A 24,323-nucleotide genomic window follows, 5' to 3' on the forward strand; every position below is an offset into this window, starting at 1 on the left:
CCACGGGGCCGCGGGACGTTGCTGGTCGGTCAACCTCTCCACCTTGCCCGAAGCGGACACCGCGCTCAACAGCGGGGGCGGTCACCCCTCGGTCGTGACGTCGGCGACCTGCGCGCCCAGGGCGGTGAGCGCCTCCCCCGCGGCCACCGTGAGGCCCACGCCGTGCGCGCCGCCCCCCAGCGAGATCGGCCGCTCCGGCTCGGCGACCCTGGTGTCCGCGATGACCGGCCAGGCCGTCGAGGACCCGAACGGCGTGATGGTGCCGCGCTCGTAGCCGGTGGCCGCGCGGGCCGTCTCCGCATCGGGCATGGACAGGCGGCTGACGCCCAGCAGCTTGCGCAGCTTGGGCCAGGAGATCTCCCGCCCGCCGGGGACCAGCACGAACAGGAAGTCGTCGTCGGCCCGGCGCACGACCAGCGTCTTGATCAGGTCACCCGGCGGCACACCGCGGGCCGCGGCAGCCTCCTCGAGGCTGCCGACCCGTCCGTGCCGCTTCACCTCGTAGTCGAGGCCGGCCGCCTCGACGGCCGCGATCGCAGTCTCCTCCGCCATGGGGGCAAACATACTGGCGTCCGCCCCACCGCGTGGGGCGGACGCCGGTGTCACCCGGTCAGGACTGTGGGGTGAGCGTGAAGCCGACGCCCTCGTCGGTCTGCGCCGCGTCGAGGGTCTGCCCCTCGAGCAGCGGGGCCGCCTCCTCCGCCAGGTAGACGTTGCCGTCACCTGCCGGGACCGTCACGTCGCTGGCCTGCGGCTCGCGGACGACACTCACCTCCAGCTGGCTCTGGTCAGGGCCGACGGCCAGGCGGAGGCCGGCAGTGGCGGGCAGTTCCTCGCTGTCGGTCAGGCCCTTGACGACGGCCTGAGCGTTCTCGGAAACGGTGAGCATGGGGGACTCCTGTCTTCGGTGCGGTCGCCGGCACTGCGGCCGGCGTGGACGCTTACGACCACCTCGCGGGGCAATGCGCACGCGCCTCGGACACCCTCCACACTGGTCGAAGACCCCGGGGGTGTGTCAAGTCGCCGGCCTGGTGAGCGTCTGACGTATGCCGTGGAGCAGGCAAACCATGGCCAGGGCACCCGGGCAGCGGGTTCCCTTGTGACATGAGCACCTTCTCCAACCCCCTGGTCGTGGGCACGCTGATCGGGGCGACCCTCACCACGGGTCTGACCGCCGGGCTGCTCTACGCCTTCGCGCACTGCGTGATGCCCGGGCTCGGCACCCTGTCGGACGAGGACAGTCTGCGCGGCTTCCAGCGGATCGACGCCGCGATCGCCAACCCGTGGATGGGGCTGGCCTTCCTCGGCAGCCCGGTCCTGACGCTCGCCGCCCTCGTCCTGCACCTGCCGGGCGGCGGCGGGGCTGTCACCTGGCTCGCCGTCGCGCTGGTGCTGGTCGTCGCGACCGTCGCGGTCACCGTGGCGGTGCATCTGCCGCTCAACGCCCGGGTCCAGGCCGCCGCACCGGACTTCTCGGACGCCGCCACCCTGCGGGAGCGCTTCGAGGCGCGGTGGGTGACCTGGAACATCGTCCGCACCGTCACCTCCGTCGGCTCCCTGGGCGCCCTGTCCGTCGCCCTGCTGCTGAGCCGGCACGCCACCTGAGCGGACCGCACCGCCCGACCCGACCACGCCGCATACCTCTGTCTGACACACCGCAACCCAAGGAGAACAGTCATGCACCTCACCGTCTTCGGAGCCACCAGCACCACCGGTCGGCTCGTCGTCGACCGGGCCCTGGAGGCCGGCCACACCGTCACGGCCCACACGCGCGACGCCGCGCGGGTGACCCGGCAGCACGACCACCTGCGCGTCGTCGAGGGTGACGTCACCGACCCGGTCGCCTGCCGAGCCGCTCTCACCGACGCGGACGCCGTGATCATCACGCTCGGCAACGGCCGGCACGGAGCGGTGCGTGAGGCGGGAACCCGCGCCGTCGTCGAGGCGATGCACAAGGCGGGCGTCCGGCGGCTCATCTGCCAGTCGACCCTCGGCGTCGGGACCAGCCGGGCGAACCTCAACCTCCTGTGGCGCCACGTCATGTTCGGTGCGCTGCTGCGGAAGGCGTATGCCGACCACGTCGCCCAGGAGGAGGTCGTCACCGCCAGCGGGCTGGACTGGACGATCGTGCGGCCCAGCGCCTTCACCGACGACGAGGTGCCGGGAGTCCGCCACGGCTTCGGCAGCGAGGCGAGCGGCCTGTCGCTGAAGGTGTCCCGCGGGCAGGTGGCGGACTTCCTGGTCGCCCAGGTGGGTGCGGACGATCTCGTGCACCGCCACGTCGCGCTGTCGGCATGAGACCGGCCTGCGCCCGTGCCGCCGATAGCCTGACCGGTGTGGACGTGCTCGAGGCACTGCTCGACGGGCCGCGGGCGCGCGGGGCGTTCCTGCTGCGCGCCCTGCTGGAGCCCCCGTGGTCGCTGCGCATCGAGGACCGGGCGCCGCTGACCGTGCTCGCGTCCCTGCACGGGCCGATGTGGGTGTGCCCCGACGGGGGCGAGCCGGTGCCGGTGCCCGAGGGCAGCGTGGCCATCGTCCGCGGACCGGACTTCTACACGGTGACCGACATCCTCGGCCTGCCTCCCGATGTGGTCATCTACCCCGGTGGGCGCTGCACCAGCGTCGAGGACGGCCGGGGCCTCTGGGACGAGCGCTCGCTGGGCGTGCGCACCTGGGGTGTCCCGGGCGGCTCGACCCAGATCCTGGTCGGCTCCTACGAGGGCCACGGCGAGGCGAGCCGGCCACTGCTGGCTGCGCTGCCCCGGGTCGCCGTCCACGATCCGGGCGCCTCGGGTGACCCGCTCCTGGACGTGCTCGTGGCCGAGCTGGGCGTCGAGGCCCCGGGGCAGCGGGCCCTGCTGGACCGGCTGCTCGACGTGCTCCTGATCTCGACGTTGCGCAGCTGGTTCGCTGCGCAGGCTGACGAGGGCCCCGGCTGGTTCCGGGCCCGGCAGGACCCTGCCGTCGGTGCGGCCCTCACCCTGCTGCACCGTGAGGTCGCCCACCCGTGGACCGTCGAGGAGCTCGCGGGTCGGGTCGGCGTCTCCCGGGCGGCGCTCGGCCGGCGGTTCACCTCGATCGTGGGTGAGCCGCCCATGAGCTATCTGGCGACCTGGCGCCTGGCCCTGGCCGCCGACCGGCTGACCTCGTCCGACGCGACGGTCGCGGCGATCGCCCGGCAGGTCGGCTACGCGACGCCGTTCTCGCTGAGCACGGCGTTCAAGCGGGCCTACGACGTGAGCCCGCAGCAGTATCGGCAGGCGCCCCCGCCCTCGCTCGTCGCCCGCACGAGCAGCTGACCTGCGCGGGTGCCGGCCTCAGCTGGAGTGACTCACCTCCGGCAGCGACCGGCTGACCAGCACCCCGCCCAGGCCGAGCCCGGCCAGGAAGAGCAGCGCCGCCTGCGCTCCGAGCAGGGCCAGCGCACCGGAGACCGCACCGGCAACCAGCAGCAGGATGCCCATCGCGGTGTTGGCGACCGCGATGTACTCCGTGCGCTGGTCCCCCTCGGCCAGGTCGACCACATAGGTCTTGCGGGCCACGCGCACCCCGGTGTGGGTCAGGACCAGCAACAGGTAGGTGACCGGGTAGAGCCACCAGGCCGACGGCATACCGGGGAGGCGCAGCAGGAGCAGGAAACCGACGATGACCACGGACGCGGCCGCCGCACCCCACACCATGAGCGACCGGGAGGAGCGGTCGGCCAGGCGCCCGAACCACTTCCCGCCGAGCAGGCTCGCCAACCCCTGGGCGATGATGAACGGGCCGAGCCCGGAGAGCCCTCCCCCGCCCTGCCGGGCCGCCAGCACGACCACGAAGGGCGGGCTCAGCGCCGACACGAGGAGCAGGGTGCGGGCCAGGACGAAGCGCCGGAACGTGCGGTCCTCCCGGAGCAGCTGCACCGACCGGCGCGCCCACCCCTGGGTCTCCTCCGGTGTCGCCGGCTCGACGTCCGGCTCGCGGACGCCGAGGAAGACCAGCAGGGCGAGCACCCAGAGGGCGGCGGCACCGGCGAGCAGCCAGACGAGCACCGCGGGATGGGGCTCGGCACCGCCCAGCAGACGTATGCCGAGGCCCAGGGTGATGGCGACGGCGCCGGACAGGACGGTGGTCAGCCCGGTGATCTGACCCCGCTCCCCCTTGGGGACTGTGCGCCCGAGCACGTCCTTGCCGGCCAGGGAGCACAGCGCCCGGGCGAGGGAGAAGGCGGCGAGCGCCACCAGGATGACCACCCCCGCCACGAGACCGTCGAGGACTGCCGCGGCGAGCGCCATACCGGCCGCTCCAACCCCCTGCCCCGCCGCCCCCAGCATCCACAGGTAGCGGCGGCGCCGGGTCCGCTCGACGCACGGGGCCAGCGCAGCCTGCGGCAGCATCGAGCCGGACTCGCGGATCGGCACGAGGAGCCCGATCAGGCCCGGCGGCACCCCCAGCGCGGTGAACAGCCAGGGCAGCACGGTCTTGGCGTTGACGACCTGGTCGCCCGTCGCCTGCAGCGCGTCGGCCACCAGCTGGCGGGTGCCGTTGTGCGCGGTGGCCCGCTGCTCGCTGTCGGACTGGTCGCTGCGGTCGGCCCGGACGAGGCGCTGGTAGACGACGGTGAGACGCACGGCCCTATCCTGCCGTGGCCCGCTGGTCGGGCGGTCTCCCGCCGGATGACGCGGCATGCCAGCAGCATGCTAAAATCATGCCATGGGCATGCTCCAGGTCAAGAATCTTCCCGACGACCTACACGCTGCTCTCGCCGAGCGCGCCCGCAGCGAGGGCGTCACGATGTCGGCGTATGTCATACGGCTCCTGAGGATCGACCTGCACCGCCCCACCATGCGCGAATGGCTCCTTGAGCAGCGTGCCACCCAGGCGGACGTTCGCCCCATCGACGTGCTGAGCGCAGTGGACGACGCTCGTGAGGACTACGACCGAGTCGACGCGTGAGGCTGGTTCTCGATGCCAGCGCAGGCGTCAATGCCCTGGTGCCCGGTCAGCTCCGGGACGCCACACTGCAGAGGTTCGCGGCAGCCGACCTGTTCGCTCCGACGCTCATCGACACGGAGGTGCTCTCCGCCCTCGCCCGGCTGGAGCGTGCCGAGGCCATCACCACGACCGAGGCCGACCGCGCCGTCCACGCCTGGAGCCGCCTGCCGTTCACCCGCGTCCCCACTGATGAGCTCGCGGCCGAGATCTGGGCGCTGCGCAAGGGCCTGCGCATCAGCGACGCCCACTATGTGACCCTCGCCCGCCTGCTCGGTGCACCACTGCTCACCGCGGACGGGCGGCTGGCACGGGCACCCGTGCGCGGCCTGTCTGTGCTCACGGTGGGCTGACGCGTCGTCCGGCTACATTTCCTTCCATGAGCCAGCTCGCCGATGCCCTGACCGCCGCGCACCCCCACTGGGGTCAGCTCCCTCACGAGCTGCTCCGAGCCTTTGACTGGATGCACGAGCAGGGCTGGGAGGCGGGAAACGGCAGGGTCGTCTACGCCACGCCCTACGCCGGCGAGTGGCAGACGGGGACCGTCTTCCGCAGCGACCTCACGCTCGAGGGTTGGTTGGACGACGAGGCCGCCAGCCAGCAACTGCTGCCGTTCGCGGAGGCGGACGGCGCCGGAGGCATGGTCGCGCTGTGGCGCGCATCCGAGAGCGACGTCAAGGTCGTGCTCATTGACGGCCTCGACAGGCTGACGCTGGCCGAGTCGCCCCTCGAGTTCCTGCGCCTGGTCGCCATCGGCCACGACGAGCTCAAGAGCTTCTCGGTGTCCCAGAGGCCGTCCGCGGAGTCGGCACAGGCGCACGCCGGCTTCCGCTCCTGGGTGGAGAGAACCTTCGGGGTGAGTGTCCCCGAGGCCTGGGATGACCTCGGCGCGGACGCGTTCACCGACTGGTGGGACGAGGCGACCGGACAGGATGGCGCGCCCGTCTCGACGACCGAGAACCCGGACAAGGCGTCCGGACAGACGTCGGTCACCGGCGCGATCACCACACTGCTCGACCTCCTCGGCAGCCCCGACGGCCCTGAGGCCGCCGCCGCCCTCGGCGAGTTCGTCGGCGTCGAGCTCGGCGACAAGGTCAGGTCGACCAGCCGCAGACTCAAGAAGACCGGCCTCGAGGTGGAGGTCGAGCGCGGCCGGGTCGAGACGATCTGGGTGCACGTAAGCCTCGGCCGCAGCATCGGCTACGGGCTGCCACCCACGGAGCACACCTGGTGGTCCGGGCCGGACCTGATCGACGGCCTCACCAAGGAGTCGACCATGAAGCAGGTCGGGGCCCTGCTCGGGGATCCGGAGAGCGAGGGCAGGTCCTACCTGCGCTATCGGGTGGACGAGAAGTTCCTGCACCTCGCCTTCGGGGAGACCGACCTGCTTGCCGGCATCACTCTCATGATGAGGGTGCCCTGACCCATCGTCCCGCCACGACGCGCTCGGTCGTCTGGTATCTCAGGCCACGACGCGCTCGATCGGGACGGGGAGACGCTTACTGCTCGCGCATCGGCACCCGCACGCCGCGCTCGGAAGCGACCTCCTCGGCCTCGTGGTAGCCGGCGTCCACGTGCCGGATGACGCCCATGCCCGGGTCGTTGGTCAGGACCCGCGCCAGCTTCTGCGCGGCCAGCTCGGTGCCGTCCGCCAGCGACACCTGGCCGGCGTGCATCGAGCGCCCGATACCGACGCCACCACCGTGGTGCAGTGACACCCAGGACGCGCCGGAGGACGTGTTGACCAGGGCGTTCAGCAGCGGCCAGTCGGCGATCGCGTCCGACCCGTCGGCCATCGACTCGGTCTCCCGGTAGGGACTGGCCACCGAACCGCAGTCCAGGTGGTCGCGGCCGATGACGATCGGGGCCTCGACCTCACCCCTGGCCACCATGTCGTTGAACTTCAGCCCCGCCCTGTCCCGCTCCCCGTAGCCGAGCCAGCAGATCCGCGCCGGCAGGCCCTCGAAGGCGACCTTCTCCCGCGCGCCCCGCAACCACTTCTGCAGGTGGTCGTTGTCGGGGAACAGGTCCATCACGGCCCGGTCGGTGGCATAGATGTCCTTCTCCTCGCCGGACAGTGCCGCCCAGCGGAAGGGACCCTTGCCCTCGCAGAACAGGGGCCGGATGTAGGCAGGGACGAACCCGGGAAAGTCGAAGGCCCGGTCGAAACCGCCCTTGCGCGCCTCGTCCCGGATCGAGTTGCCGTAGTCGAACACCTCGGCACCGGCGTCGAGGAACCCGACCATCGCCTCCACGTGCTTGGCCATGGAGGCCTGCGCGCGGTCGGTGAACTCCTCGGGCTTCTTCTCGGCGAGCTCGTGCCACTCCTCCAGGGCGACGCCCTCCGGCAGGTAGGACAACGGGTCGTGCGCCGACGTCTGGTCGGTGACGATGTCGATGGCGACGCCGCGGCGCAGCAGCTCCGGGAAGACCTCGGCGGCGTTGCCGACGACACCGATCGAGACCGCCTCACCCGCCTCCTTGGCGGCCAGCGCGCGCTCGACGCCGGCATCGAGGGAGTCGGCGACCTCGTCCAGGTAGCGGCTCTTCACCCGTCGCTGCAGCCGCGACCGGTCGACGTCCACGATGAGACAGACCCCGCCGTTGAGCGTGACGGCGAGCGGCTGCGCACCGCCCATGCCGCCGCACCCACCGGTCAGGGTGAGGGTCCCGGTCAGGGTGTCGTTGAACCGCTTGGCCGCGATGGCCGCGAACGTCTCGTAGGTGCCCTGGAGGATGCCCTGGGTCCCGATGTAGATCCACGACCCGGCGGTCATCTGGCCGTACATCGTCAGCCCCAGGTGCTCCAGGCGCCGGAACTCCGGCCAGGTCGCCCAGTCCGGCACCAGGTTGGAGTTGGCGATGAGCACGCGCGGGGCCCACTCGTGGGTCTGGAAGACGCCGACGGGGCGACCGGACTGCACGAGCATGGTCTCGTCCTCGCGCAGCGTGGTGAGGGTGCGCACCATCGCGTCGAAGGACTTCCAGTCGCGGGCCGCGCGGCCGGTGCCGCCGTAGACGACGAGGTCGTCCGGGCGCTCAGCCACCTCGGGGTCCAGGTTGTTCATCAGCATCCGCAGCGGGGCCTCGGTGGCCCAGCTGCGGGCGCTCAGCGTGGTGCCGCGTGCTGCGCGGACGGGTCGGGCGCCTTCCATGGTGCTCTCCTTTGAGTGTGCCGGGTGTCCCCATTTTTGGGGAGGTTCGGACCGCCCTTCGACCAATTTTGGGGAAGATCGGACCGTATTCAGTTGTGCCAAACCTCCCCAAGAATCCGTGAGAGGTGTGCCGAACCTCCCCAAAAATGGGAGGGGTTCGGGTCAGTGGAGGGGGCCGGTGACCGACTCGGCCGCTCGGCGGACCGCGCCGTCGGCGACCAGGTCGACGACCGTCTCGATCTCGGGAGCGAGGAACCGGTCCGGCCCGGGGCCGGGCACCGGCTCGTAGCCGGTGCCCTCGATGTCCTGCTCGGCCCCGGGGACGACCCCGGTGCGCAGCAGGCGGACGACCGCCGCGCTGGCGGGCGCGGGCTTCAGTGGGGCCCTCAGGTCCAGGGCGCGGGCGGCGGTCAGGACCTCGACAGCGATGACCCGGGTCAGGCCGTCGATCGAGCGGAGCAGCTTGCGGGCCGCCGACCACCCCATCGAGACGTGGTCCTCCTGCATGGCCGAGGACGGGATCGAGTCGACGCTCGCGGGGTTGGCCAGCCGCTTGAGCTCGGAGACGATCGCGGCCTGGGTGTACTGCGCGATCATGTGGCCCGAGTCGACGCCGGGGTCGTCGGCGAGGAACGGGTTGAGGCCGTGGTTGCGGGCGACGTCCAGGAACCGGTCCGTGCGTCGCTCGGAGATGCTGGCCACGTCGGCGGCGACGATCGCCAGGAAGTCCAGCACGTAGGCGACCGGCGCCCCGTGGAAGTTGCCGTTGGACTCCACCCGGCCATCAAGCGTGACGACCGGGTTGTCGACTGCCGCCGCCAGCTCCCGGCCGGCCACGGTGGTGCAGTGCTCGAGGGTGTCCCGTGCCGCGCCGTGGACCTGCGGGCTGCAGCGCAACGAGTAGGCGTCCTGGACCCGGGTGCAGGCCTCAGGGTCGCGGTGGCTGTCGCGGATCGGACTGTCCGCCATCACCTTCCGGAGGTTCTCGGCGGACAGCGCCTGGCCGGGGTGAGGACGCAGCGCCTGCAGGTCCGCGGCGAAGACGTCGTCGGTGCCCAGCTGACCCTCGACGCTCATCGCAGCCGCGATGTCGGCAGAGCTCAGCAGCGTGCCCAGGTCGGCGAGGGCGAGGACCAGCATCCCGAGCATGCCGTCGGTCCCGTTGATGAGGGCCAGGCCCTCCTTCTCGGCGAGCCGGACCGGCTCGATCCCGGCAGCGGCCAGCGCCTCCGCCGCCTCGACCACCGCACCGTCGGCGTCCCGCACGAGCCCCTCGCCCATGACCGCGAGCGCGCAGTGCGCCAACGGTGCCAGGTCGCCGGAGCAGCCCAGCGAGCCGTACTCGTGCACGACCGGCGTGATCCCGGCGTTGAGCAGCGCCGCATAGGCCTGTGCCGTCTCGAGCCGGACACCGGTGCGGCCGGTCGCCAGGGTGGACAGCCGCAGGAGCATCGTGGCGCGGACCACCTCGCGCTCCACCTCCGGCCCGGAGCCGGCAGCGTGGCTGCGGACCAGGCTGCGCTGCAGCTGGGCCCGCATCTCGGTGGGGATGTGCTTGGTGGCCAGCGCACCGAAACCGGTGGAGATGCCGTAGTGCGGCACCGGGTCCTCGGCGAGCGCCTCGATCACAGCCCGGCTCGCCGCGATGCCCTCCGTCGCCTCGTCAGAGAGCTCGACCCGGGCGCCGTGACGGGCGACAGCGACGACCTCGTCGGGGGCCAGGGGCCCGGTGCTGACCAGGACGGTCGACGGTGCGTCGGGGGAGGCGGTGCGGCTCATGCCCACATTCCACACCTCGCCGAGTCCGGTGGCGACCGTTCAACTGGCGAAGTTGTCTCACCGACGGGACATCTGTCCCCGCCTCGGGAGCCCCAGGCGGCCTCACCGTGGTCCGGGCGCTCCGCGGAAGACCCACGGGACCACGGCCGCACAGCCGGCGAACAGCGCCCCGCCCACCAGAAACGTCGCCTCCAACCCCCAGGCGGAGGCGACGGCTCCGCCGATCAGGGCTCCGGCTGTCAGTCCGATCAGGCCGAGCAGCCTGGCTGAGGCGTTCACCCGTCCGCGCAGGTCGTCGGGCACGAGTCGCTGGCGGAGGGCGGCCACGCAGATGCCCCACACCACGGCATGCAGGATGTAGGCCGCGAGCAACGGCCCGGCCAGCCATGCCGTGCTGGTCACACCGAGCGCCATCATCGTCCCGGCACCGAGCACCAGTGCGCCCAGGATCGTGGTCCGGTAACCGAAGCGTTCCCGCACCGGGGCCGTCGCGAAGGACCCGACGAGACCGCCCAGGGCCGACAGTGAGAGCAGCAGGCCGTAGCCGGTCGCGCCGAGACCCAGGACGTCCCTGGCCCAGAGCACCAGGACCGAGAAGGGGACCATGTAGGCAAGGCTGGCCACGCCGGACACCAGCGCCAGCCCGCCCAGCAGCCGGTGCCCGCGCAGCCACGACGCACCCTCCCACGCCGCCGCGAAGAGCGTCGGTCGAGAGACGGCTGCGGCCCCGCCCGCAGGAGTGACCGTACGCGGGAGCGCGAGGAAGAACACGGCGGCCGCGAGATAGAGACCACCCATCGCATACACCGGCACCGCCACGGCAAGCCCGAAGAGCACACCACCCAGGGGTGGTCCGACGAACTCGTCGGCGACCAGCTGCGCCGCCGAGATGCGCCCGTTGGCACGGTCCAGCTGCGCCTGGGGCACCAGGGACGGCAGCACGGACAGTGCGGCGTTGTCCGCCGCGGACTCCAGGACCCCCAGGGCGACGTACACCGCATACAGGACGCGCTGATCGACTCCGCACCCGCGCTGAGAGAAGCGGCGAAGCCCAGGAGGAGCAGGCCGCGCACGATGTTCGTCACCCACAGGATCGCGCGACGGTCCCAGCGGTCCACCAGGACACCGACCGGAACCACCGTGAGCAGTCGGACGGCCGAGTAGGCCGCGGGGAGACCGGCCACCAGGACGGGGTCGGTGGTCAGTGCCGCCGCGAGCAGCGGAATGACGACGAAGGCCAGACCGTCGGCGAGGTTCCCCGCCGCGTTGCCCGCCCACAGCCTGACGAACCCCCGACGCCAGCTCACTCGGCGACCTGAGGTCACGGAGTGCCGGGGACGGGCTTCAGAGGTACTGGCCCGTCGGCCCGGTGTCGTCATCCTCGCCGGACCCGGGGCTGCCCGCCGGACCGCCCGGCATACCGGGCTGCTGGCCGGGCACCATCTGGCCGGGGTGCGCGCCACCGGGCAGCGCGAGCCGGATCTGCTGCAGCTGCTGCTGGGCCGCCATCTGCTGGGCCACGATGGCGGTCTGGATGCCGTGGAACAGGCCCTCCAACCACCCGACCAGCTGGGCCTGGGCGATCCGCAGCTCGGCCTCGCTCGGCGCCTCGTCGGTCAGCGGCAGCGTGATCCGCTCGAGCTCCTCGACCAGCTCAGGGGCCAGACCCTTCTCGAGCTCGGTGATGGAGCGGCGGTGGATCTCCGCCAGGCGGACCCGGCCGGCCTCGTCGAGCGGGGCCTCGCGGACCTCCTCGAGCAGCTGTTTGACCATCGTGCCGAGGCGCATCACCTTGGCCGGCTGCTCCACCAGCTCCGACGGCTTGCGCTCCGCCCTCTCCTCGTCGGCGCCCTGGGGATGGGCCACCCCCATGCCGTCCTGGGTCACGACGACGACCCTGCGCTGGTCACCCTCAGCCCCCCCGGACGAGGTCGCCTCGTGCTCTCCCCTGGGCTCCTGCTCCTGCGGCTGGTTCTCGGTCATCACCCCATCCTGCCAACGTCGAGCAGGATCTTCCCGACGTGGGTGCTTCCCTGCATCAGCCGGTGCGCCTCGGCGGCCTGCTCGAGGGGGAACCGCTCGTGGATCACCGGCCGCACCCGGCCGGCCGCCACCAGGGGCCACACGTGCTCGCGGACCGCGGCGACGATCGTCGCCTTCTCCGCCGCGGGCCGGGCCCGCAGGGAGGTCGCGATCAGGGCCGCCCGCTTGGCGAGCAACCTGCCCAGGTCGATCTCGGCCTTGCGCCCGCCCTGCAGCCCGATGACGACGAGGCGGCCGTTGGCGGCGAGCAGGTCGGTGTTCCGGTCGAGGTACTTGGCCCCGACGACGTCGAGGATCACGTCGGCACCGTGGCCGTCCGTCGCACGACGGACCTCCTCAACGAAGTCCTGCTCCCGGTAGTTGACCAGGATCTCGGCGCCCAGCTCGGCGCACGCGTCGAGCTTGTCCTGCGAGCCGGCGGTCACCGCCACGCGGGCACCGACCTCTCGCGCCAGCTGGATCGCCATGGTGCCGATGCCGCTGGAGCCGCCGTGCACCAGGAGCACCTGCCCCGGCTGCAGGTTCGCGGTGAGGAAGACATTGCTCCAGACCGTGCACGCGACCTCGGGCAGGGCCGCCGCCTCGGTGAGGTCGACGCCCTCCGGCACCGGCAGGAGCTGCCCCGCGGGAACCGCCACCTGCTCGGCATACCCACCGCCGCTGAGCAGGGCGCACACCTCGTCCCCGACCTGCCACCCCTCCACGTCGGGCCCCAGCTGCACGATCGTGCCGCTCACCTCGAGGCCGGGATAGGCCGACGCGCCCTCGGGCGGCGGGTAGAACCCCTTGCGCTGCATGACGTCCGCCCGGTTGACCCCCGCGGCGGCCACCTCGACCAGCACCTCGCCGGACCGGACCTCGGGGGTGGGGACGTCTGCGGGGACGAGGGCGTCCGCCTCGCCGGGCTCTGGGATCGTGATCGCTCGCATCCCACGAGACTAGGACCTCGGCGCTCCCCCGAGACGCCGGGTCAGCTCACCGGCACACCACCGGGTGGCGGCGACGATCCCGGACCGGGCGGTCTCGTCCACCTCGTCGACCGGGTAGGTGACCGCGATGCCGGCGACCGGGTGGCCGTTGTGGTCCAGGACCGCAGACGCGACCGAGGCCAGCCCGGGCGTGACCGAGTGGGACTCGCTCGCAAAACCGTCGGCGCGCACCGTGGTGAGCACCCGCCGCAGCCCGCTCAGCGACGTCGGTCCCTGGCCGTTGCGCTGCACGAAGGCGTCAGGTGAGGGATAGAGCGCCCGGACCTGCGCGGACGGCAGGGCCGCCAGGACCGCGAGGCCGCTGGCCGTGAGGGAGGCCGGCAGCCGCACTCCCACGTCGGTCACCAGGGAGGGCCGGCCCACCACCCGCTCCTCGATGACGTAGAGGACGTCCCGGCCGTGCAGGACGACCAGGTGCGCGTTGTGGCCGGTGCGGTCCGCGAGCCGGCTCAGCAGAGGCCGGGCCAGACGCTGCATCGGCTCCTGCCGGGAGTAGGCGGAGCCGAGTTCGAAGGCACCCACGCCCAACCCGTAGCGCCGCTCCTCCGGCAGGTGCACGACGAAACCGTGCTCGACCAGGACGCCGAGCAGCCGGTAGGTCGTCGACCTCGGTAGCCCCAGAGACCGTGCGATCGATGCCGCCGGCAACGGCCCCGCGTGCCGGCTCAGGAGCCGCAACACCGCGAGGGCGTGTCCCGCGGCCGGCGCCTCCGATCTACCCACCGCGCCAGTATGCCTGTCCACAGGCACTGTGGACAGGCGGTGGAGAAAGGGGTGAATACCGGTGGATAAGTAGCGAATTCGGTGCACAACCCTGTGGATGGCGAAATTGTCGGAAGAAAGTTCCCCGAACCCCTTGCGTGCCCGGCGCCGGTGGCATAGAAATGAGTCACGCCCTCCCAGTAGGGAAGGCGGGATGGACCGGAACACTTGATCCGCACCGCAGGGGCTTGCCCCTTGGTGGCAACGGGCATCGCCCGTCGCATCAGCACGGTGACACCGCTGGTGGGAGCACAGAGACCCGGATCCGTCGATGGGCGTCACCCTTTGCCCCCATCACCCCCGAAGGGCCCTTGGCACTCATACTGCCGAGGGCCCTTCACCAATTCTGGGGCGGAGAACTTTTCGGCGCCGGGGAGCTCCGAGACACCCTGGCTCAGCCCTCCGACGACCCGGCCTGGTCGCTGCCCCCGGTGTCCCGTGTCCTGCGCCCGGTGCGGTGGGCCCCTCGTCGCTCCCGCGCAGCCGGCGGCTCGGGCGGCGGTGTGGCCCGGGAGCGGAGCAGCTCCTGCAGCCTGCGGTCACTGAGTCCGTTCCCGGCGCGCGGGTCCAGCGCGCGCAGGTCGTGGTCCATGTCGTGCGTCATGGTGTGCTCCTCTCCAGCACACGACCAGTGTGTCAGCGAACGGTCGCCCACGCGCTCGGTCGAGGGGGAGGGGAGGGGGTTACTCGAAGAGGATGTACTGCGGCTGCGGGTCCAGGGCGAGCACCTCGGCGCCCGTCATCAGCGGCCCCATGGCGGCGTCCTCCTCGTAGAAGAGCTTGAAGCCGGGCACCACGAAGTCGGGTCTGGTCTCGTTGACCTTGTTGTAGGTCTTCACCTTGTCGCTGGGCGCCCCGATGCCGTCGACCGACTTGATCATGACCACGCCCTCGTGCGGGTGCATGTCCAGCTCGTCCTGCACCACGCCCGGGTGGACCTGGTGATAGACCATCACCTTCTCCGGCAGACCGTGCTCCTCGACCAGGGTGGAGAGGTAGTGCGCCACGTCGTCGAGCTCGCTGCCGCTGGTGCGGCCGTACACCTCACCAGGGACCTGCCCCTCCTCCACCGCCCACTCCGGGTCGAGGGCCACGCCCACGTCCGGCTCCTTCAGCCACTCCTCGTAGTGACGGACCTCGTCCAGGAAGTCCGACCGGCCGGGCTGGATGTTGAGCAGCAGGATGCCGTCGTGCCGACGAGCGGCGTCCAGGTGGTCCTGGATCACCGACTCGGGGATGTAGGTGCGGTACATCCCGTCCGCCCCAGGACTCGCATGGACGACGGTCGCGATGAGCTCCAGGACGGGCAGCAGCTCCCGGCCACCCGCATACTCCTCGCCGCGCTCCTCCATCTCGGCGACGCGCTCGTCCAGGTCACCGATGCCCATGCGCCCCATCCCCGGGGCGCCGGGGAGGCCGGAGTAGCCGAAGAGCCGGTAGTCGGGGAAGATCTCGGTCCCGCCGCGCGGCAGCTCCACGGTCTGCGGTGCCTCGCTGGTGACCTCGGTGTCGTCCGGCGGCCCAGGACTGGTCACGGTGGACGTCGCCGCGTCCGTGGTGCTCTCCCCGCCGGTGGCCGTCTCGTCCCCGGTGGCCGTCTCGTCCGTGGGACCGGACGCGATGCCGGTGGGCGGCGCGGGGGTCGATGCACCGGTCGGGGCCGCGTCTCCGCGGACACCGCTGTCCGGTGCGCCGTCGGTGCACCCGGCCAGGAGCACGGCGAGAGCGCCGGCGAGCACGACACCTCGGTGCCGCCAGCGACGTGACTCCGTCGCTCCCCCGAGGCCGCGGCTCATGGCACCCCCGCCACCAGCCGCCCCGGCGCACGCTCGTCGTCCGCCGTCCGCACGAGGTCCAGGATGCGCCGTGTCTCCAGGTCGCTCTCGGTCAGGTCGGCCAACTGCCACCACTGCGCCTTGCGCGCCTCCGTCGCCAGCTGCACCTCGGGCCGCTCGCTGACTCGCACGCGGTAGATCACGTCGATCTGCTGGGTCCCGGCGTGGATGCCCACCGCCAGGGCGTCACCCGGCTCGATCGTCAGCCCGGTCTCCTCCCGCACCTCGCGCCGCACCGCATCGGCGGGCTCCTCGCCCCAGCCGAGCAGCCCGCCCGGCAGGCTCCACCCCCGCCGGTGCGGCTGCCAGAGCATGAGCACCTCACCGTCGTGCTCGATCAGGCAGGCGGCGCCGACGGTGTAGCCCGGCGTGCCGGCGCGGACCAGCGTGCGCTTGAGCGGCCCGGGGATCATCCGGAAGCCGACCAGCGCCGCGGTGCCGGCCTTGCGCCGGAGCACGCCCAGGTCCATCAGACCTCCCGCAGCGACTCGACGATCACGACGGTCTCCGGCAGCCCGAAGTAGTCGCGGACCAGCACCCCCAGGTCCTGGTCCTGCCAGACCTGCGGCGCGATCACGACGTCCTCGGACAGGCTGCAGGCCGCCCGCCAGGTCTCGTAGGTGACCGTGCGCCCGTCGACCTCGCTCTGGGTGGTGGTCAGCGGCATCCCCTCGGCGGCCGTGACGAGCAGATCCACCTCGGTGTCGTCGGGCGTCGGGTCGGCGGTCGCCTCCACGTCGTCGGGCGTGCTGGTGACCGTGGCCACGTCGACCGGGGTGCCCTCCTCGCCCAACGGGCAGGACAACGGCCCCGGTGTCGACCTCCAGCCCTCCACCTGCCGCAGGGAGTAGGCCGCGCCGGCGTGCCCGGGCAACCAGTCCGGACCCAGCGCGACGAGCACGCCGGAGCAGCCGTCGATCGCCGGTGGAGCGGACGGGGGCACCAGGCACCACTGCACCGGTGCGACGGCCTCCGGGTCGGGGGCCGCGGTCCGCTCCGCCTCGCCCAGCGTCTGGATGCTCCACGTGTCCGGCAGGTCGAACGCGACACCGGTGCCCTCCGGCCCCTCGAGCACCGCCGAGATGAAGGTGGTCGTGGTGGTGGCGGCATCGTCCGGAGAGGGCTCCGGGTCCTCGGTCACCTCCTGGGTGACGACGGTGGTGCGGCCGGCGCTGTCGGTCGTGGTGACCTCGACGGAGCCGTCCTCACCGTCAGAGCAACCGGCGCAGAGCAGCACCCCGATCGCTGTTCCCACCCACAGACCACGCATGTGCTCAGCCAACCACACCCGACTGGGACGGGCGGTCCACAGCGGGAGGAGGAGGCCGCCACGTGTCAGGCAATGACAGGGCTCACACCCTGGAAACGCCTGACGCTGGAGGTGGCGCCGCCATGTGTCAGGCATCGACAGGGCTCGGACCCTGGAAACGCCTGACGCTGTCGTCAGCCGAGGTCGGCGTGCACGGTCCGGCCGGCGGCCCGCCCGCTGAACAGGCACCCGCCCAGGAACGTGCCCTCAAGCGACCGGTAGCCGTGCACGCCACCGCCGCCGAACCCGGCGACCTCGCCCGCGGCATACAGGCCGGGCACCGGGGCACCGTCGGCGCCGAGCGCACGCGAGCCGAGGTCGGTCTGCACGCCGCCGAGGGTCTTGCGGGTCAGCACCCGCAGGCGCACCGCGTGCAGCGGGCCGTGCGCCACGTCGAGGAAGCGGTGGGGAGCCGCGGTCCGGATCAGCCGGTCCCCGCGGTAGCGACGGGCCGCGCGGACCAGCGCCAGCTGCGTGTCCTTGCCGAAGTCGTTGTCCAGCTCGGCGTCCCGCGCCTCGATCAGCGCACGCACGCGCCCGGCGTCCAACAGCCCGTCACCGGTCAGGTCGTTCATCGCCACCACGAGCTCCTCGACCGTCTCCGCGCTGACGAAGTCGACCCCGTCGTCGATGAACCGCTGCACCGGGCCGGGCGCGCCCGGTCGGATGCGACCCAGCACCTGGGTGATGCTCTTGCCCGTCAGATCGGGATTCTGCTCCGAGCCCGACAGGGCGAACTCCTTCTCGATCACCGACTCGGTGAGGACGAACCAGGAGTAGTCGTGGCCGGTGCGCCGCAGGTGCGCCAGCGTGCCGAGAGTGTCGAAGCCCGGGTAGAGCGGAGCGGGCAGTCGGTTGCCCGCAGCGTCCAGCCACAGCGAGGACGGCCCGGGGAGGATCCGGATACCGTGCCGCTCCCACACCGGCGAGTGGTTCTCGATCCCCTCCACGTAGTGCCACATCCGGTCCCGGTTGACCAGGCGGGCACCGACCCCCTCGACCAGGGGCAGCATCGATCCGTCGACGTATGCCGGGACACCGGCCACCATCGACCCCACCGGAGGCGGGGGGCCCAGTCGGGCGGGCCACCACTCACGGACCAGGTCGAGGTTGTGCCCGATCCCGCCGGACGTGACCACCACGGCCTGCGCAGAGAAGCTGAAGGCGTCGACCACGCTGCGGGTGCTGGCCGCCCCGCGCGCCGCACCGTCGGTCGCCAGCACCTCGCCCCGCACGCCGGTCACCGTGCCGTCGGTCGTGACCAGGCCGGTCACCCGGTGCCGACCGGCCAGGGTGAGCCGACCCTCGGACGCAGCCTCACGGCATACGGCCTCGAAGGGGGCAACGAGACCGGGACCGGTGCCCCAGGTGAGGTGGAAGCGCGGCACGCCGTTGCCGTGCCCGTCCGCGGTGCCGTCGCCGCGCTCGGCCCACCCCACGACGGGGAAGAAGCGCACGCCCCGCTCGTGCAGCCAGGCCCGCTTCTCCCCCGCCGCCCACTCGACGTAGGCGCGCGCCCAGCGCACCGCCCAGCTGTCCTCGTCGGCCAACCGGTCGAAACCGGCGCTGCCCTGCCAGTCCCGCCAGGCCAGCTCGAGGTTGTCCCGGATGCCCATCCGGCGCTGCTCCGGGCTGTCGACCAGGAAGAGACCACCGAAGGACCACCAGGCCTGGCCACCCAGGTGCTCGGTCGACTCCTGGTCGACCAGGACGACGGACCGGCCGGCCGCCACCAGCTCCGCCGTGGCCACCAGCCCGGCCAGGCCGGCCCCCACCACGATGACGTCCGCGGACAGCTCCGGTGCCATGGCCCGGCTCCTCTCTGCGCCACCGAGCGGCAACGCTCATCTGTCCCGCCTAAGATTCCAGACGCGATGACTGAAGCGGAAGAGGCCCTGCCGCGCGGCGCCGCCCCACGCAGCAGGTGGGGAGGTCGGCTGCGCGCCGCGCTGACCGTCGCGCTGCTCGCGGTCGTCGGCTACATCGGCGGGATGGCCACCACCAACCTGTGGCCGATCACGGCCGAGACGGACAACTTCCGGGCCTCCGTGCAGCTCACCCCGTCGCCCTTCCAGGCCTCCGTGGTCCACGCCCCCACCGTCTTCGGCGACATCGACCTCCACTTCGCCGGACCGGTCCCCGCCCCCGGCATCGAGGCCCGTCTGCAGGTCAAGGAGGAGATCACCGACCTGTTCACCCGCGGCCGGGTCGACGTGGCCGAGCTCACCCCCAGGGAGGGGGAGCTGCGGGAGGCCATGGAGAGCGGCCTGCGCGAGCTGGCGGTCAAGTTCATCGGCGGCGTGCTGCTCACCCAGGCCGTCGTGGTGGTGCTCTACCTCCTCGGCCGGTCCCGCCCGCCGTGGCGGCACCCGGTGATCGCCGTCGGCACGGCCACCGCGCTCGCGGTGGTGGTGCCCTCGCTCGCCGCCGTCACGACCTACCGCACGACCAACTTCGCGGCCTACGAGGCGACGAGCCTGCTCGGAACCGTGCGCTCCAACAGCGGCATGTTCACCGACATCCAGGGCCAGGCGCAGCGGGCGACCCCCTACGTCCAGAACCTCCTGGCGCTCTCCGACGCCCTGCAGAACGAGTTCGTCCCCGCCGAGACCGCCGCCGACCCCGGTGCCCGGTTCCTGCTGATCTCCGACATCCACGGCATGAACTACTACCCGCTGGTCAAGCAGATCGTCGAGGACGAGCAGATCACCGCGGTGATCGACACCGGCGACATGCTCAACTTCGGCCGGGTCGCCGAGGGTGACCTCGCAGGGATGTACGCCGCGATCGAGGACCTCGGCGTCCCCTACGTCTTCGTGCGGGGCAACCACGACGCGCTGACCCCGACGGACGAGTCGCTGCTGCGCCGGCTGGCGGAGGTCCCCAACGTGGTCCTGCTCGAGCCGACCGCTGGCGAGTACGTCGAGGCGACCATCGCCGGTGTCACCCTCACCGGGCTCAACGACTGGCGGCACTTCGGTGAGGTCAACGAGGACTTCGGCGCGCAGCAGCGGGCCGCCGCGGACCGCTACGCCGCCGCCACGGAGGGCTGGCCGCTGGCCGACATCCTGGTCACCCACCAGCCCTACGCACTGACCTCCCTGGAGTCCGGCGGCGTCAAGCTGAACGGCCACATGCACTCGCCGCTGCTCGACGGCAACCGGATCCAGGTCGGCACGTTCACCGGCGGCGGCCTGGTCAACCACTTCCAGGTCCCGGAGACCACCGGTGAGGACGAGGACACGGCCGGTGAGCTGGTCGGTCAGCCCTACGCGTTCGACATCCTGGCGTTCGGCACCGACTGCTCGGTGCAGTCGCTGACGCGGTACACCTACCGCAACCTGGTGTCCGGGCGGCCGCAGTACGACAACGTCGCCGTGATCAACGGCAACCGCATCGCCGACGCCGCCGAGGAGGGCCGCACGTGCGGGCCGGACCTGGGCGTCAGCACCCAGCCGATCACGCCGGTCGCGCAGGACTGAGCAGCACTCCGCCTGAGTCAGCCGGGGCGGTCACTGGTCGCCCTGGGCCCGGTCACTGGTCGCCGCGGGCCAGGACCTCCAGCAGGTAGGTCCCGTAACCGGACTTGCCGAGCGCCTCGCCCCGCTCCCGGAGCTGGTCGTCGTCGAGCCACCCACGCCGCCAGGCGACCTCCTCGGGCGCGCCGATCTTGAGCCCCTGCCGCTTCTCGATGGTGCGGACGAACTCGGAGGCCGCCGCCATGGAGTCGAATGTCCCGGTGTCGAGCCACGCCGTGCCGCGGGGCAGCACCTCGACCTGCAGCTTCCGCTCGCGCAGGTAGGCGGCGTTCACGTCGGTGATCTCGTACTCACCACGGGCCGACGGCGTCAGGGACCTCGCGATGGCGATCACGCTGTTGTCGTAGAAGTAGATCCCCGGCACCGCGTAGTTGCTGCGCGGCTCCCGCGGCTTCTCCTCGATCGAGATCGCCGTGCCGGTGTCGTCGAACTCGACGACGCCGTAGGCGGTCGGGTCGGCCACCCAGTAGGCGAACACCGCTCCCCCGTCGATGCGGGTGAAGCGGGCCAGCTGGGAGCCCAGCCCCGGGCCGTAGAAGATGTTGTCGCCGAGCACGAGGCAGACGCTGTCGTCGCCGATGAAGTCCGCACCGATGAGGAAGGCCTGGGCGAGCCCCTCGGGCGCCGGCTGCACGGCATACTCCAGCGTGATGCCGAACTGCGAGCCGTCGCCCAGCAGCCGCTGGAACGACTCCAGGTCGTGCGGCGTCGTGATGATGAGCACGTCCCGGATCCCGGCGAGCATCAGCGTGGCCAGGGGGTAGTAGACCATCGGCTTGTCGTAGACGGGGATGAGCTGTTTGGAGATCCCCAGGGTGATCGGGTGTAGCCGCGTGCCGGAACCGCCGGCCAGGATGATGCCCTTCACGTGCCATGCCCTTCGTGGTGGTGTGCGCTCGCGTGCCTCGCTGTCAGCGACGTCTCTCCGGAAACGATAGGTGATCGGCCGGTGGTGGGCGGTGGCGCTAGTCAGCCCGGGCGCGGTCCGGGCCCCGACCGGGGAAGGTGGCCGGTGATCCGCGGGGTGGATGAAATACTCCCCGTCATGACCTCCGCCCCCAGCGAGACCTTCCATCCGCCTGACTGGGTGCTGGACGACATCGAGCTCCTCGCCGCGGGCGTCCTGGGCCCCGACCTCTCGACGGCCCTGACGCGTCGCGTCGCCGAGGCCCTTCCCCCAGCGCTCCGGGCGTCCCCGGCGGTCGAGCTCGTCGACGAGGAGGGCGTGCCCGTCGCCACGATCACCCCCGACCCTCCGACGTTCGCCCCGCGGGAACCGCGCAGCCCCCGGCCGTTCGACGCCCGCAACGTCCTGACCGCCCGCCGGGGAGTGCTGCGCGGCCACCGGGTGGTGCTGGTCGACGCACCCCTCACCGGTGGGGACGTCGAGACCCTGCGTGGTGTCGAGGGCCCCGTGGCGACGCTGGTCCTGGCCGCCCCGGGCGGCGGCTGGACCGCCGACGGACTGGTGCGTGCGACGCTGGCCGTGGCCCCGGACGGCGGTGAGGTCGTCGTGCTGCACCGGCGGCCACCACGGGACGAGCTCGACCACTCCGTGCTCCGGGCGACCCTGGAGTCCCTGGGTGCCGCCGACGTCATCCCGCTCGACCACACCGGCGGACCGGTGCCGGCGGTCCGCGCGGCCCTGACCCTGCCGACCGACACGGGCCTGGCCGGCGCGGTCGTGCTGCTCACCGGCCTGTCGGGCTCGGGCAAGTCCACGCTGGCCCGCGCGCTGCGGGACACGGTCGTCGAGGCCGGCACCCGTCCGGTGTCGCTGCTCGACGGCGACGTGGTCCGCCGCAACCTCTCCGCCGGTCTCGGGTTCGGGCGGGAGGACCGCGAGCGCAACATCCGGCGCATCGGGTGGGTCGCGGCCGAGATCGGCCGGCACGGAGGGCTTGCCGTCTGCTCGCCGATCGCGCCCTTCGCCGAGACCCGCGCCGACGTGCGGGCGATGGCGGAGGAGGCCGGCGCCCGGTTCGTCCTGGTGCACGTCGCCACCTCGCTCGAGGAGTGCGAGCGTCGCGACCGCAAGGGCCTCTACGCCAGGGCACGGCAGGGCGCGATCCCCGACTTCACGGGCATCAGCAGCCCGTACGAGGTGCCCACCGACGCCGACCTGCGGATCGACACCGAGGGTCGGTCCCTCGAGGACTGCCTGGCCGAGCTGCTCAGCGTGCTCCGCGACCGCGGCGTGCTGCCCACCGACTGACCGGAGCCACCCCGTGCTCGACTTCTTCACCTCCGACGTGCTCTCGCTCATCGTGGTCAGCCTCGGCGTCGGCGTGGCCGTCGGCCTGACCGGGATGGGTGGTGGGGCGTTGATGACCCCAGCCCTCATCGCCTTCGGCATCCCGCCGGTCACCGCCGTCGCCAACGACCTGGTCGCCTCCGCGGCCAACAAGACCGTCGGTGCCGCCGTCCACTGGAGGCAGGGGTCCCCCCACGGCCACATCGCCGCCTGGCTGATGCTCGGCAGCATCCCGACGGCGTTTGCCGGGGCGTTCATCGTGCGCTCCCTCGGGGAGCCGGAGGAGGCCAACGCGACCCTGCTGACCATGATCGGCATCGCGCTGATGCTGGCCGCGGTGACCTACCTCGCCCGCACGCTCCTGCGCCTGGCCAACCCGGTGGGTGCCGCGGACGACGTGCAGGTCAAGCCGGTGCGCACGGTGCTCATCGGCATGCTCGGCGGCACCCTGGTCGGGATCACATCGGTGGGGTCGGGCTCGGTGATCATGGTGACCCTGCTGCTGCTCTACCCCGCACTGTCACCGCGCAAGCTGGTGGGCACCGACCTCGTGCAGGCCGTGCCCCTCGTGGTCGCGGCCGCGACCAGCCACGTGATCGTCAGTGGTGTCGACTGGAGCGTGCTGGTCCCGCTCCTGATCGGCGGGCCGATCGGCACCTACCTGGGCTCCAGGCTCTCCAGCATCGTGCGGCCCTCCGTCGTGCAGAACGGCATCATCGTCGTCCTGTCCCTCACCAGCCTGGCCCTCCTGGGCGTCCCACCCGTCTGGGTCGGCGTCGTCGGCGCGGCCCTGCTGATCCTGGGTCCGCTGGCCTGGACGTGGATCGTCCGGCGGGTGGCCCGCAACGGGACGGCGGACACGACGGCCCTCCTCGGCGAGGGCGCGGAGCCCAGCCGCGACGAGGTCAGCTGAGGGCTGTCCGGTCCTGGGCCGCCCGCACCGCTCCCTGCACGGACGGCGCGTGCTCGGGTGCACAGACGATGAGGTCGGGCAGGTAGACGTCGCGCTGGTTGTACTGCATCGGGCTGCCGTCGAGCCGGCTGGTGAACAACCCGGCGGCCCGGGCGACCGCGACCGGCGCGGCCGAGTCCCACTCGAACTGACCACCGGCGTGCACATAGGCGTCCGCCTCACCGCGGACGACGGCACACACCTTGTAGCCGGCCGAACCCATGGCTACCGCGGTGCCACCGCTCTCCTCGATGACCGCGGTGATCAGCTCCGAGGGGTGGGACCGGGACACCGCGAACCTCAGGCCGGTGTCCGCCGCGGCGCGCTGCGGGACGGCCCGCGGCTCGTCGGAGCGGAGCACCTCACCGATGCCGGGCAGCGCGACGGCGCCCGCAGCGAGGTCGCCGTCCTCCCAGAGCGCGACGTGCACCGCCCAGTCGTGCCGCCCCTGGGAGAACTCCTTGGTCCCGTCGAGCGGATCGATGATCCACACGCGCGGGGCCTCCAGGCGGGCGAGGTCGTCCCTGGCCTCCTCGGACAGGACCGCGTCCCGGGGCCGCTCCTGCGACAAGCGCTCCGCGAGGTAGGCCTGGGCCCGCGCGTCACCCGCCCGGGCGATCGCGCGCTGGTCCTGCTCACCGGAGGCGAGGAGCTCGTCGCGGACGGCGAGGAGGAGCTCTCCTGCTCCCTGGGCGAGGTCAGCGGCGAGCGCCGCGTCGGTCCGGCCGATCATCG

At 72.2% G+C, this 24,323-nt stretch carries 25 protein-coding genes; 9 read left to right on the plus strand and 16 right to left on the minus strand.

What is annotated here, in order from left to right; all coding sequences use genetic code 11:
- Positions 1-81: 81 nt before the first annotated feature.
- On the minus strand, positions 82-552 hold the full coding sequence (locus DA085_RS01430; RefSeq protein WP_109471138.1) for an aminoacyl-tRNA deacylase: 471 nt from the start codon (positions 550-552) through the stop codon (positions 82-84).
- 58 nt (positions 553-610) lie between these two features.
- Positions 611-889, minus strand: a complete 279-nt coding sequence (locus DA085_RS01435; RefSeq protein ID WP_109471139.1) for a Fe-S cluster assembly protein HesB — start codon at positions 887-889, stop codon at positions 611-613.
- A 215-nt stretch (positions 890-1,104) separates the two neighbouring features.
- Between DA085_RS01435 and DA085_RS01440 the strand changes: the two genes are divergently transcribed.
- From DA085_RS01440 to DA085_RS01450, 3 genes are all read left to right on the plus strand, one after another.
- Entirely contained in the window at positions 1,105-1,605 is a 501-nt protein-coding gene (locus DA085_RS01440; protein WP_109471140.1) for an anthrone oxygenase family protein, read from the plus strand.
- A gap of 72 nt (positions 1,606-1,677) precedes the next feature.
- Positions 1,678-2,298 (plus strand): NAD(P)-dependent oxidoreductase, encoded by a 621-nt coding sequence (locus DA085_RS01445; RefSeq protein ID WP_109471141.1) that lies wholly within the window; start codon positions 1,678-1,680, stop codon positions 2,296-2,298.
- A 38-nt stretch (positions 2,299-2,336) separates the two neighbouring features.
- Complete coding sequence (locus tag DA085_RS01450; RefSeq protein WP_109471142.1) at positions 2,337-3,299, plus strand: AraC family transcriptional regulator; 963 nt, start codon at positions 2,337-2,339, stop codon at positions 3,297-3,299.
- A gap of 18 nt (positions 3,300-3,317) precedes the next feature.
- Here DA085_RS01450 and DA085_RS01455 read toward each other — a convergent pair whose 3' ends face one another.
- Positions 3,318-4,610, minus strand: coding sequence for an MFS transporter (locus tag DA085_RS01455; RefSeq protein ID WP_161958385.1), 1,293 nt, complete (start codon positions 4,608-4,610; stop codon positions 3,318-3,320).
- A gap of 82 nt (positions 4,611-4,692) precedes the next feature.
- Between DA085_RS01455 and DA085_RS01460 the strand changes: the two genes are divergently transcribed.
- From DA085_RS01460 to DA085_RS01470, 3 genes are read left to right on the plus strand one after another with little or no spacing between them, the layout of a single operon-like run.
- On the plus strand, positions 4,693-4,935 hold the full coding sequence (locus DA085_RS01460) for a FitA-like ribbon-helix-helix domain-containing protein (protein ID WP_109471144.1): 243 nt from the start codon (positions 4,693-4,695) through the stop codon (positions 4,933-4,935).
- Positions 4,932-5,324 (plus strand): type II toxin-antitoxin system VapC family toxin, encoded by a 393-nt coding sequence (locus tag DA085_RS01465; protein ID WP_109471145.1) that lies wholly within the window; start codon positions 4,932-4,934, stop codon positions 5,322-5,324. The genes DA085_RS01460 and DA085_RS01465 overlap by 4 nt, the downstream gene beginning before the upstream one ends.
- A gap of 26 nt (positions 5,325-5,350) precedes the next feature.
- Positions 5,351-6,394, plus strand: a complete 1,044-nt coding sequence (locus DA085_RS01470) for a hypothetical protein (RefSeq protein ID WP_109471146.1) — start codon at positions 5,351-5,353, stop codon at positions 6,392-6,394.
- Between the two features lie 76 nt (positions 6,395-6,470).
- On the opposite strand, the gene hutU is transcribed toward DA085_RS01470, so the two are convergent.
- The 11 genes from hutU to DA085_RS01525 form a co-directional block, all read right to left on the minus strand.
- The gene (gene hutU / locus DA085_RS01475; RefSeq protein WP_109471147.1) at positions 6,471-8,126 is read right to left on the minus strand and encodes a urocanate hydratase; all 1,656 of its coding nucleotides are present in this window, start codon (positions 8,124-8,126) and stop codon (positions 6,471-6,473) included.
- Positions 8,127-8,288: 162 nt separating this feature from the next.
- Positions 8,289-9,905, minus strand: a complete 1,617-nt coding sequence (gene hutH / locus DA085_RS01480) for a histidine ammonia-lyase (protein ID WP_109471225.1) — start codon at positions 9,903-9,905, stop codon at positions 8,289-8,291.
- Positions 9,906-10,007: 102 nt separating this feature from the next.
- Positions 10,008-10,901, minus strand: a complete 894-nt coding sequence (locus tag DA085_RS01485) for an MFS transporter (RefSeq protein WP_237565244.1) — start codon at positions 10,899-10,901, stop codon at positions 10,008-10,010.
- 348 nt (positions 10,902-11,249) lie between these two features.
- Positions 11,250-11,888, minus strand: a complete 639-nt coding sequence (locus DA085_RS01490; RefSeq protein ID WP_109471148.1) for a proteasome activator — start codon at positions 11,886-11,888, stop codon at positions 11,250-11,252.
- Positions 11,888-12,877: an NAD(P)H-quinone oxidoreductase gene (locus DA085_RS01495; RefSeq protein ID WP_109471149.1), complete on the minus strand. Its 990-nt coding sequence runs from the start codon at positions 12,875-12,877 to the stop codon at positions 11,888-11,890. Before DA085_RS01495 ends, DA085_RS01490 begins: the two co-directional genes overlap by 1 nt.
- A 9-nt stretch (positions 12,878-12,886) precedes the next feature.
- A complete protein-coding gene (locus DA085_RS01500) occupies positions 12,887-13,660 on the minus strand; it encodes an IclR family transcriptional regulator (RefSeq protein ID WP_109471150.1) in 774 nt (257 codons plus the stop codon).
- Positions 13,661-14,093: 433 nt separating this feature from the next.
- Positions 14,094-14,303 carry a hypothetical protein gene (locus DA085_RS01505; RefSeq protein ID WP_109471151.1) on the minus strand — a complete coding sequence of 70 codons (210 nt, stop codon included), beginning with the start codon at positions 14,301-14,303 and terminating at the stop codon, positions 14,094-14,096.
- 79 nt (positions 14,304-14,382) lie between these two features.
- Positions 14,383-15,495: a RodZ family helix-turn-helix domain-containing protein gene (locus tag DA085_RS01510; protein WP_202619060.1), complete on the minus strand. Its 1,113-nt coding sequence runs from the start codon at positions 15,493-15,495 to the stop codon at positions 14,383-14,385.
- On the minus strand, positions 15,492-16,004 hold the full coding sequence (locus tag DA085_RS01515; protein WP_109471152.1) for an NUDIX hydrolase: 513 nt from the start codon (positions 16,002-16,004) through the stop codon (positions 15,492-15,494). Before DA085_RS01515 ends, DA085_RS01510 begins: the two co-directional genes overlap by 4 nt.
- Positions 16,004-16,789, minus strand: a complete 786-nt coding sequence (locus tag DA085_RS01520) for a hypothetical protein (protein ID WP_161958386.1) — start codon at positions 16,787-16,789, stop codon at positions 16,004-16,006. Before DA085_RS01520 ends, DA085_RS01515 begins: the two co-directional genes overlap by 1 nt.
- 188 nt (positions 16,790-16,977) lie before the next feature.
- On the minus strand, positions 16,978-18,651 hold the full coding sequence (locus tag DA085_RS01525; RefSeq protein WP_109471154.1) for an FAD-binding dehydrogenase: 1,674 nt from the start codon (positions 18,649-18,651) through the stop codon (positions 16,978-16,980).
- A 66-nt stretch (positions 18,652-18,717) separates the two neighbouring features.
- Here DA085_RS01525 and DA085_RS01530 point away from each other — a divergent pair, with 66 nt between their 5' ends.
- Positions 18,718-20,325, plus strand: a complete 1,608-nt coding sequence (locus tag DA085_RS01530; protein ID WP_109471155.1) for a metallophosphoesterase — start codon at positions 18,718-18,720, stop codon at positions 20,323-20,325.
- A 52-nt stretch (positions 20,326-20,377) separates the two neighbouring features.
- On the opposite strand, the gene rfbA is transcribed toward DA085_RS01530, so the two are convergent.
- On the minus strand, positions 20,378-21,250 hold the full coding sequence (gene rfbA / locus DA085_RS01535) for a glucose-1-phosphate thymidylyltransferase RfbA (protein WP_109471156.1): 873 nt from the start codon (positions 21,248-21,250) through the stop codon (positions 20,378-20,380).
- A gap of 177 nt (positions 21,251-21,427) precedes the next feature.
- Here rfbA and cysC point away from each other — a divergent pair, with 177 nt between their 5' ends.
- Positions 21,428-22,597, plus strand: a complete 1,170-nt coding sequence (gene cysC, locus DA085_RS21260; RefSeq protein ID WP_202619061.1) for an adenylyl-sulfate kinase — start codon at positions 21,428-21,430, stop codon at positions 22,595-22,597.
- A gap of 13 nt (positions 22,598-22,610) precedes the next feature.
- The gene (locus tag DA085_RS01545; protein WP_202619062.1) at positions 22,611-23,549 is read left to right on the plus strand and encodes a sulfite exporter TauE/SafE family protein; all 939 of its coding nucleotides are present in this window, start codon (positions 22,611-22,613) and stop codon (positions 23,547-23,549) included.
- Here DA085_RS01545 and DA085_RS01550 read toward each other — a convergent pair.
- Positions 23,542-24,321, minus strand: a complete 780-nt coding sequence (locus tag DA085_RS01550; protein WP_109471157.1) for a 3'(2'),5'-bisphosphate nucleotidase CysQ — start codon at positions 24,319-24,321, stop codon at positions 23,542-23,544. The two genes, DA085_RS01545 and DA085_RS01550, sit on opposite strands and share 8 nt — an antisense overlap.
- Between the last annotated feature and the right edge of the window lie 2 nt (positions 24,322-24,323).

Origin of the sequence: Ornithinimicrobium cavernae, from assembly GCF_003121625.1 — a bacterium.
GTDB classification, from domain to species: domain Bacteria; phylum Actinomycetota; class Actinomycetes; order Actinomycetales; family Dermatophilaceae; genus Ornithinicoccus; species Ornithinicoccus cavernae.

Bases quoted from the DNA above. Each gene is read 5' to 3' on its own strand.
- DA085_RS01430 (WP_109471138.1), bottom strand. From the start codon at position 552: ATGGCGGAGGAGACTGCGATCGCGGCCGTCGAGGCGGCCGGCCTCGAC.
- DA085_RS01550 (WP_109471157.1), bottom strand. From the start codon at position 24,321: ATGATCGGCCGGACCGACGCGGCGCTCGCCGCTGACCTCGCCCAGGGA.
- DA085_RS01505 (WP_109471151.1), bottom strand. From the start codon at position 14,303: ATGACGCACGACATGGACCACGACCTGCGCGCGCTGGACCCGCGCGCC.
- hutU (WP_109471147.1), bottom strand. From the start codon at position 8,126: ATGGAAGGCGCCCGACCCGTCCGCGCAGCACGCGGCACCACGCTGAGC.
- DA085_RS01530 (WP_109471155.1), top strand. From the start codon at position 18,718: ATGACTGAAGCGGAAGAGGCCCTGCCGCGCGGCGCCGCCCCACGCAGC.
- cysC (WP_202619061.1), top strand. From the start codon at position 21,428: ATGACCTCCGCCCCCAGCGAGACCTTCCATCCGCCTGACTGGGTGCTG.
- DA085_RS01435 (WP_109471139.1), bottom strand. From the start codon at position 889: ATGCTCACCGTTTCCGAGAACGCTCAGGCCGTCGTCAAGGGCCTGACC.
- DA085_RS01470 (WP_109471146.1), top strand. From the start codon at position 5,351: ATGAGCCAGCTCGCCGATGCCCTGACCGCCGCGCACCCCCACTGGGGT.
- DA085_RS01525 (WP_109471154.1), bottom strand. From the start codon at position 18,651: ATGGCACCGGAGCTGTCCGCGGACGTCATCGTGGTGGGGGCCGGCCTG.
- hutH (WP_109471225.1), bottom strand. From the start codon at position 9,905: ATGAGCCGCACCGCCTCCCCCGACGCACCGTCGACCGTCCTGGTCAGC.
- DA085_RS01490 (WP_109471148.1), bottom strand. From the start codon at position 11,888: ATGACCGAGAACCAGCCGCAGGAGCAGGAGCCCAGGGGAGAGCACGAG.
- DA085_RS01440 (WP_109471140.1), top strand. From the start codon at position 1,105: ATGAGCACCTTCTCCAACCCCCTGGTCGTGGGCACGCTGATCGGGGCG.
- DA085_RS01495 (WP_109471149.1), bottom strand. From the start codon at position 12,877: ATGCGAGCGATCACGATCCCAGAGCCCGGCGAGGCGGACGCCCTCGTC.
- DA085_RS01445 (WP_109471141.1), top strand. From the start codon at position 1,678: ATGCACCTCACCGTCTTCGGAGCCACCAGCACCACCGGTCGGCTCGTC.
- DA085_RS01460 (WP_109471144.1), top strand. From the start codon at position 4,693: ATGGGCATGCTCCAGGTCAAGAATCTTCCCGACGACCTACACGCTGCT.
- DA085_RS01515 (WP_109471152.1), bottom strand. From the start codon at position 16,004: ATGGACCTGGGCGTGCTCCGGCGCAAGGCCGGCACCGCGGCGCTGGTC.
- DA085_RS01510 (WP_202619060.1), bottom strand. From the start codon at position 15,495: ATGAGCCGCGGCCTCGGGGGAGCGACGGAGTCACGTCGCTGGCGGCAC.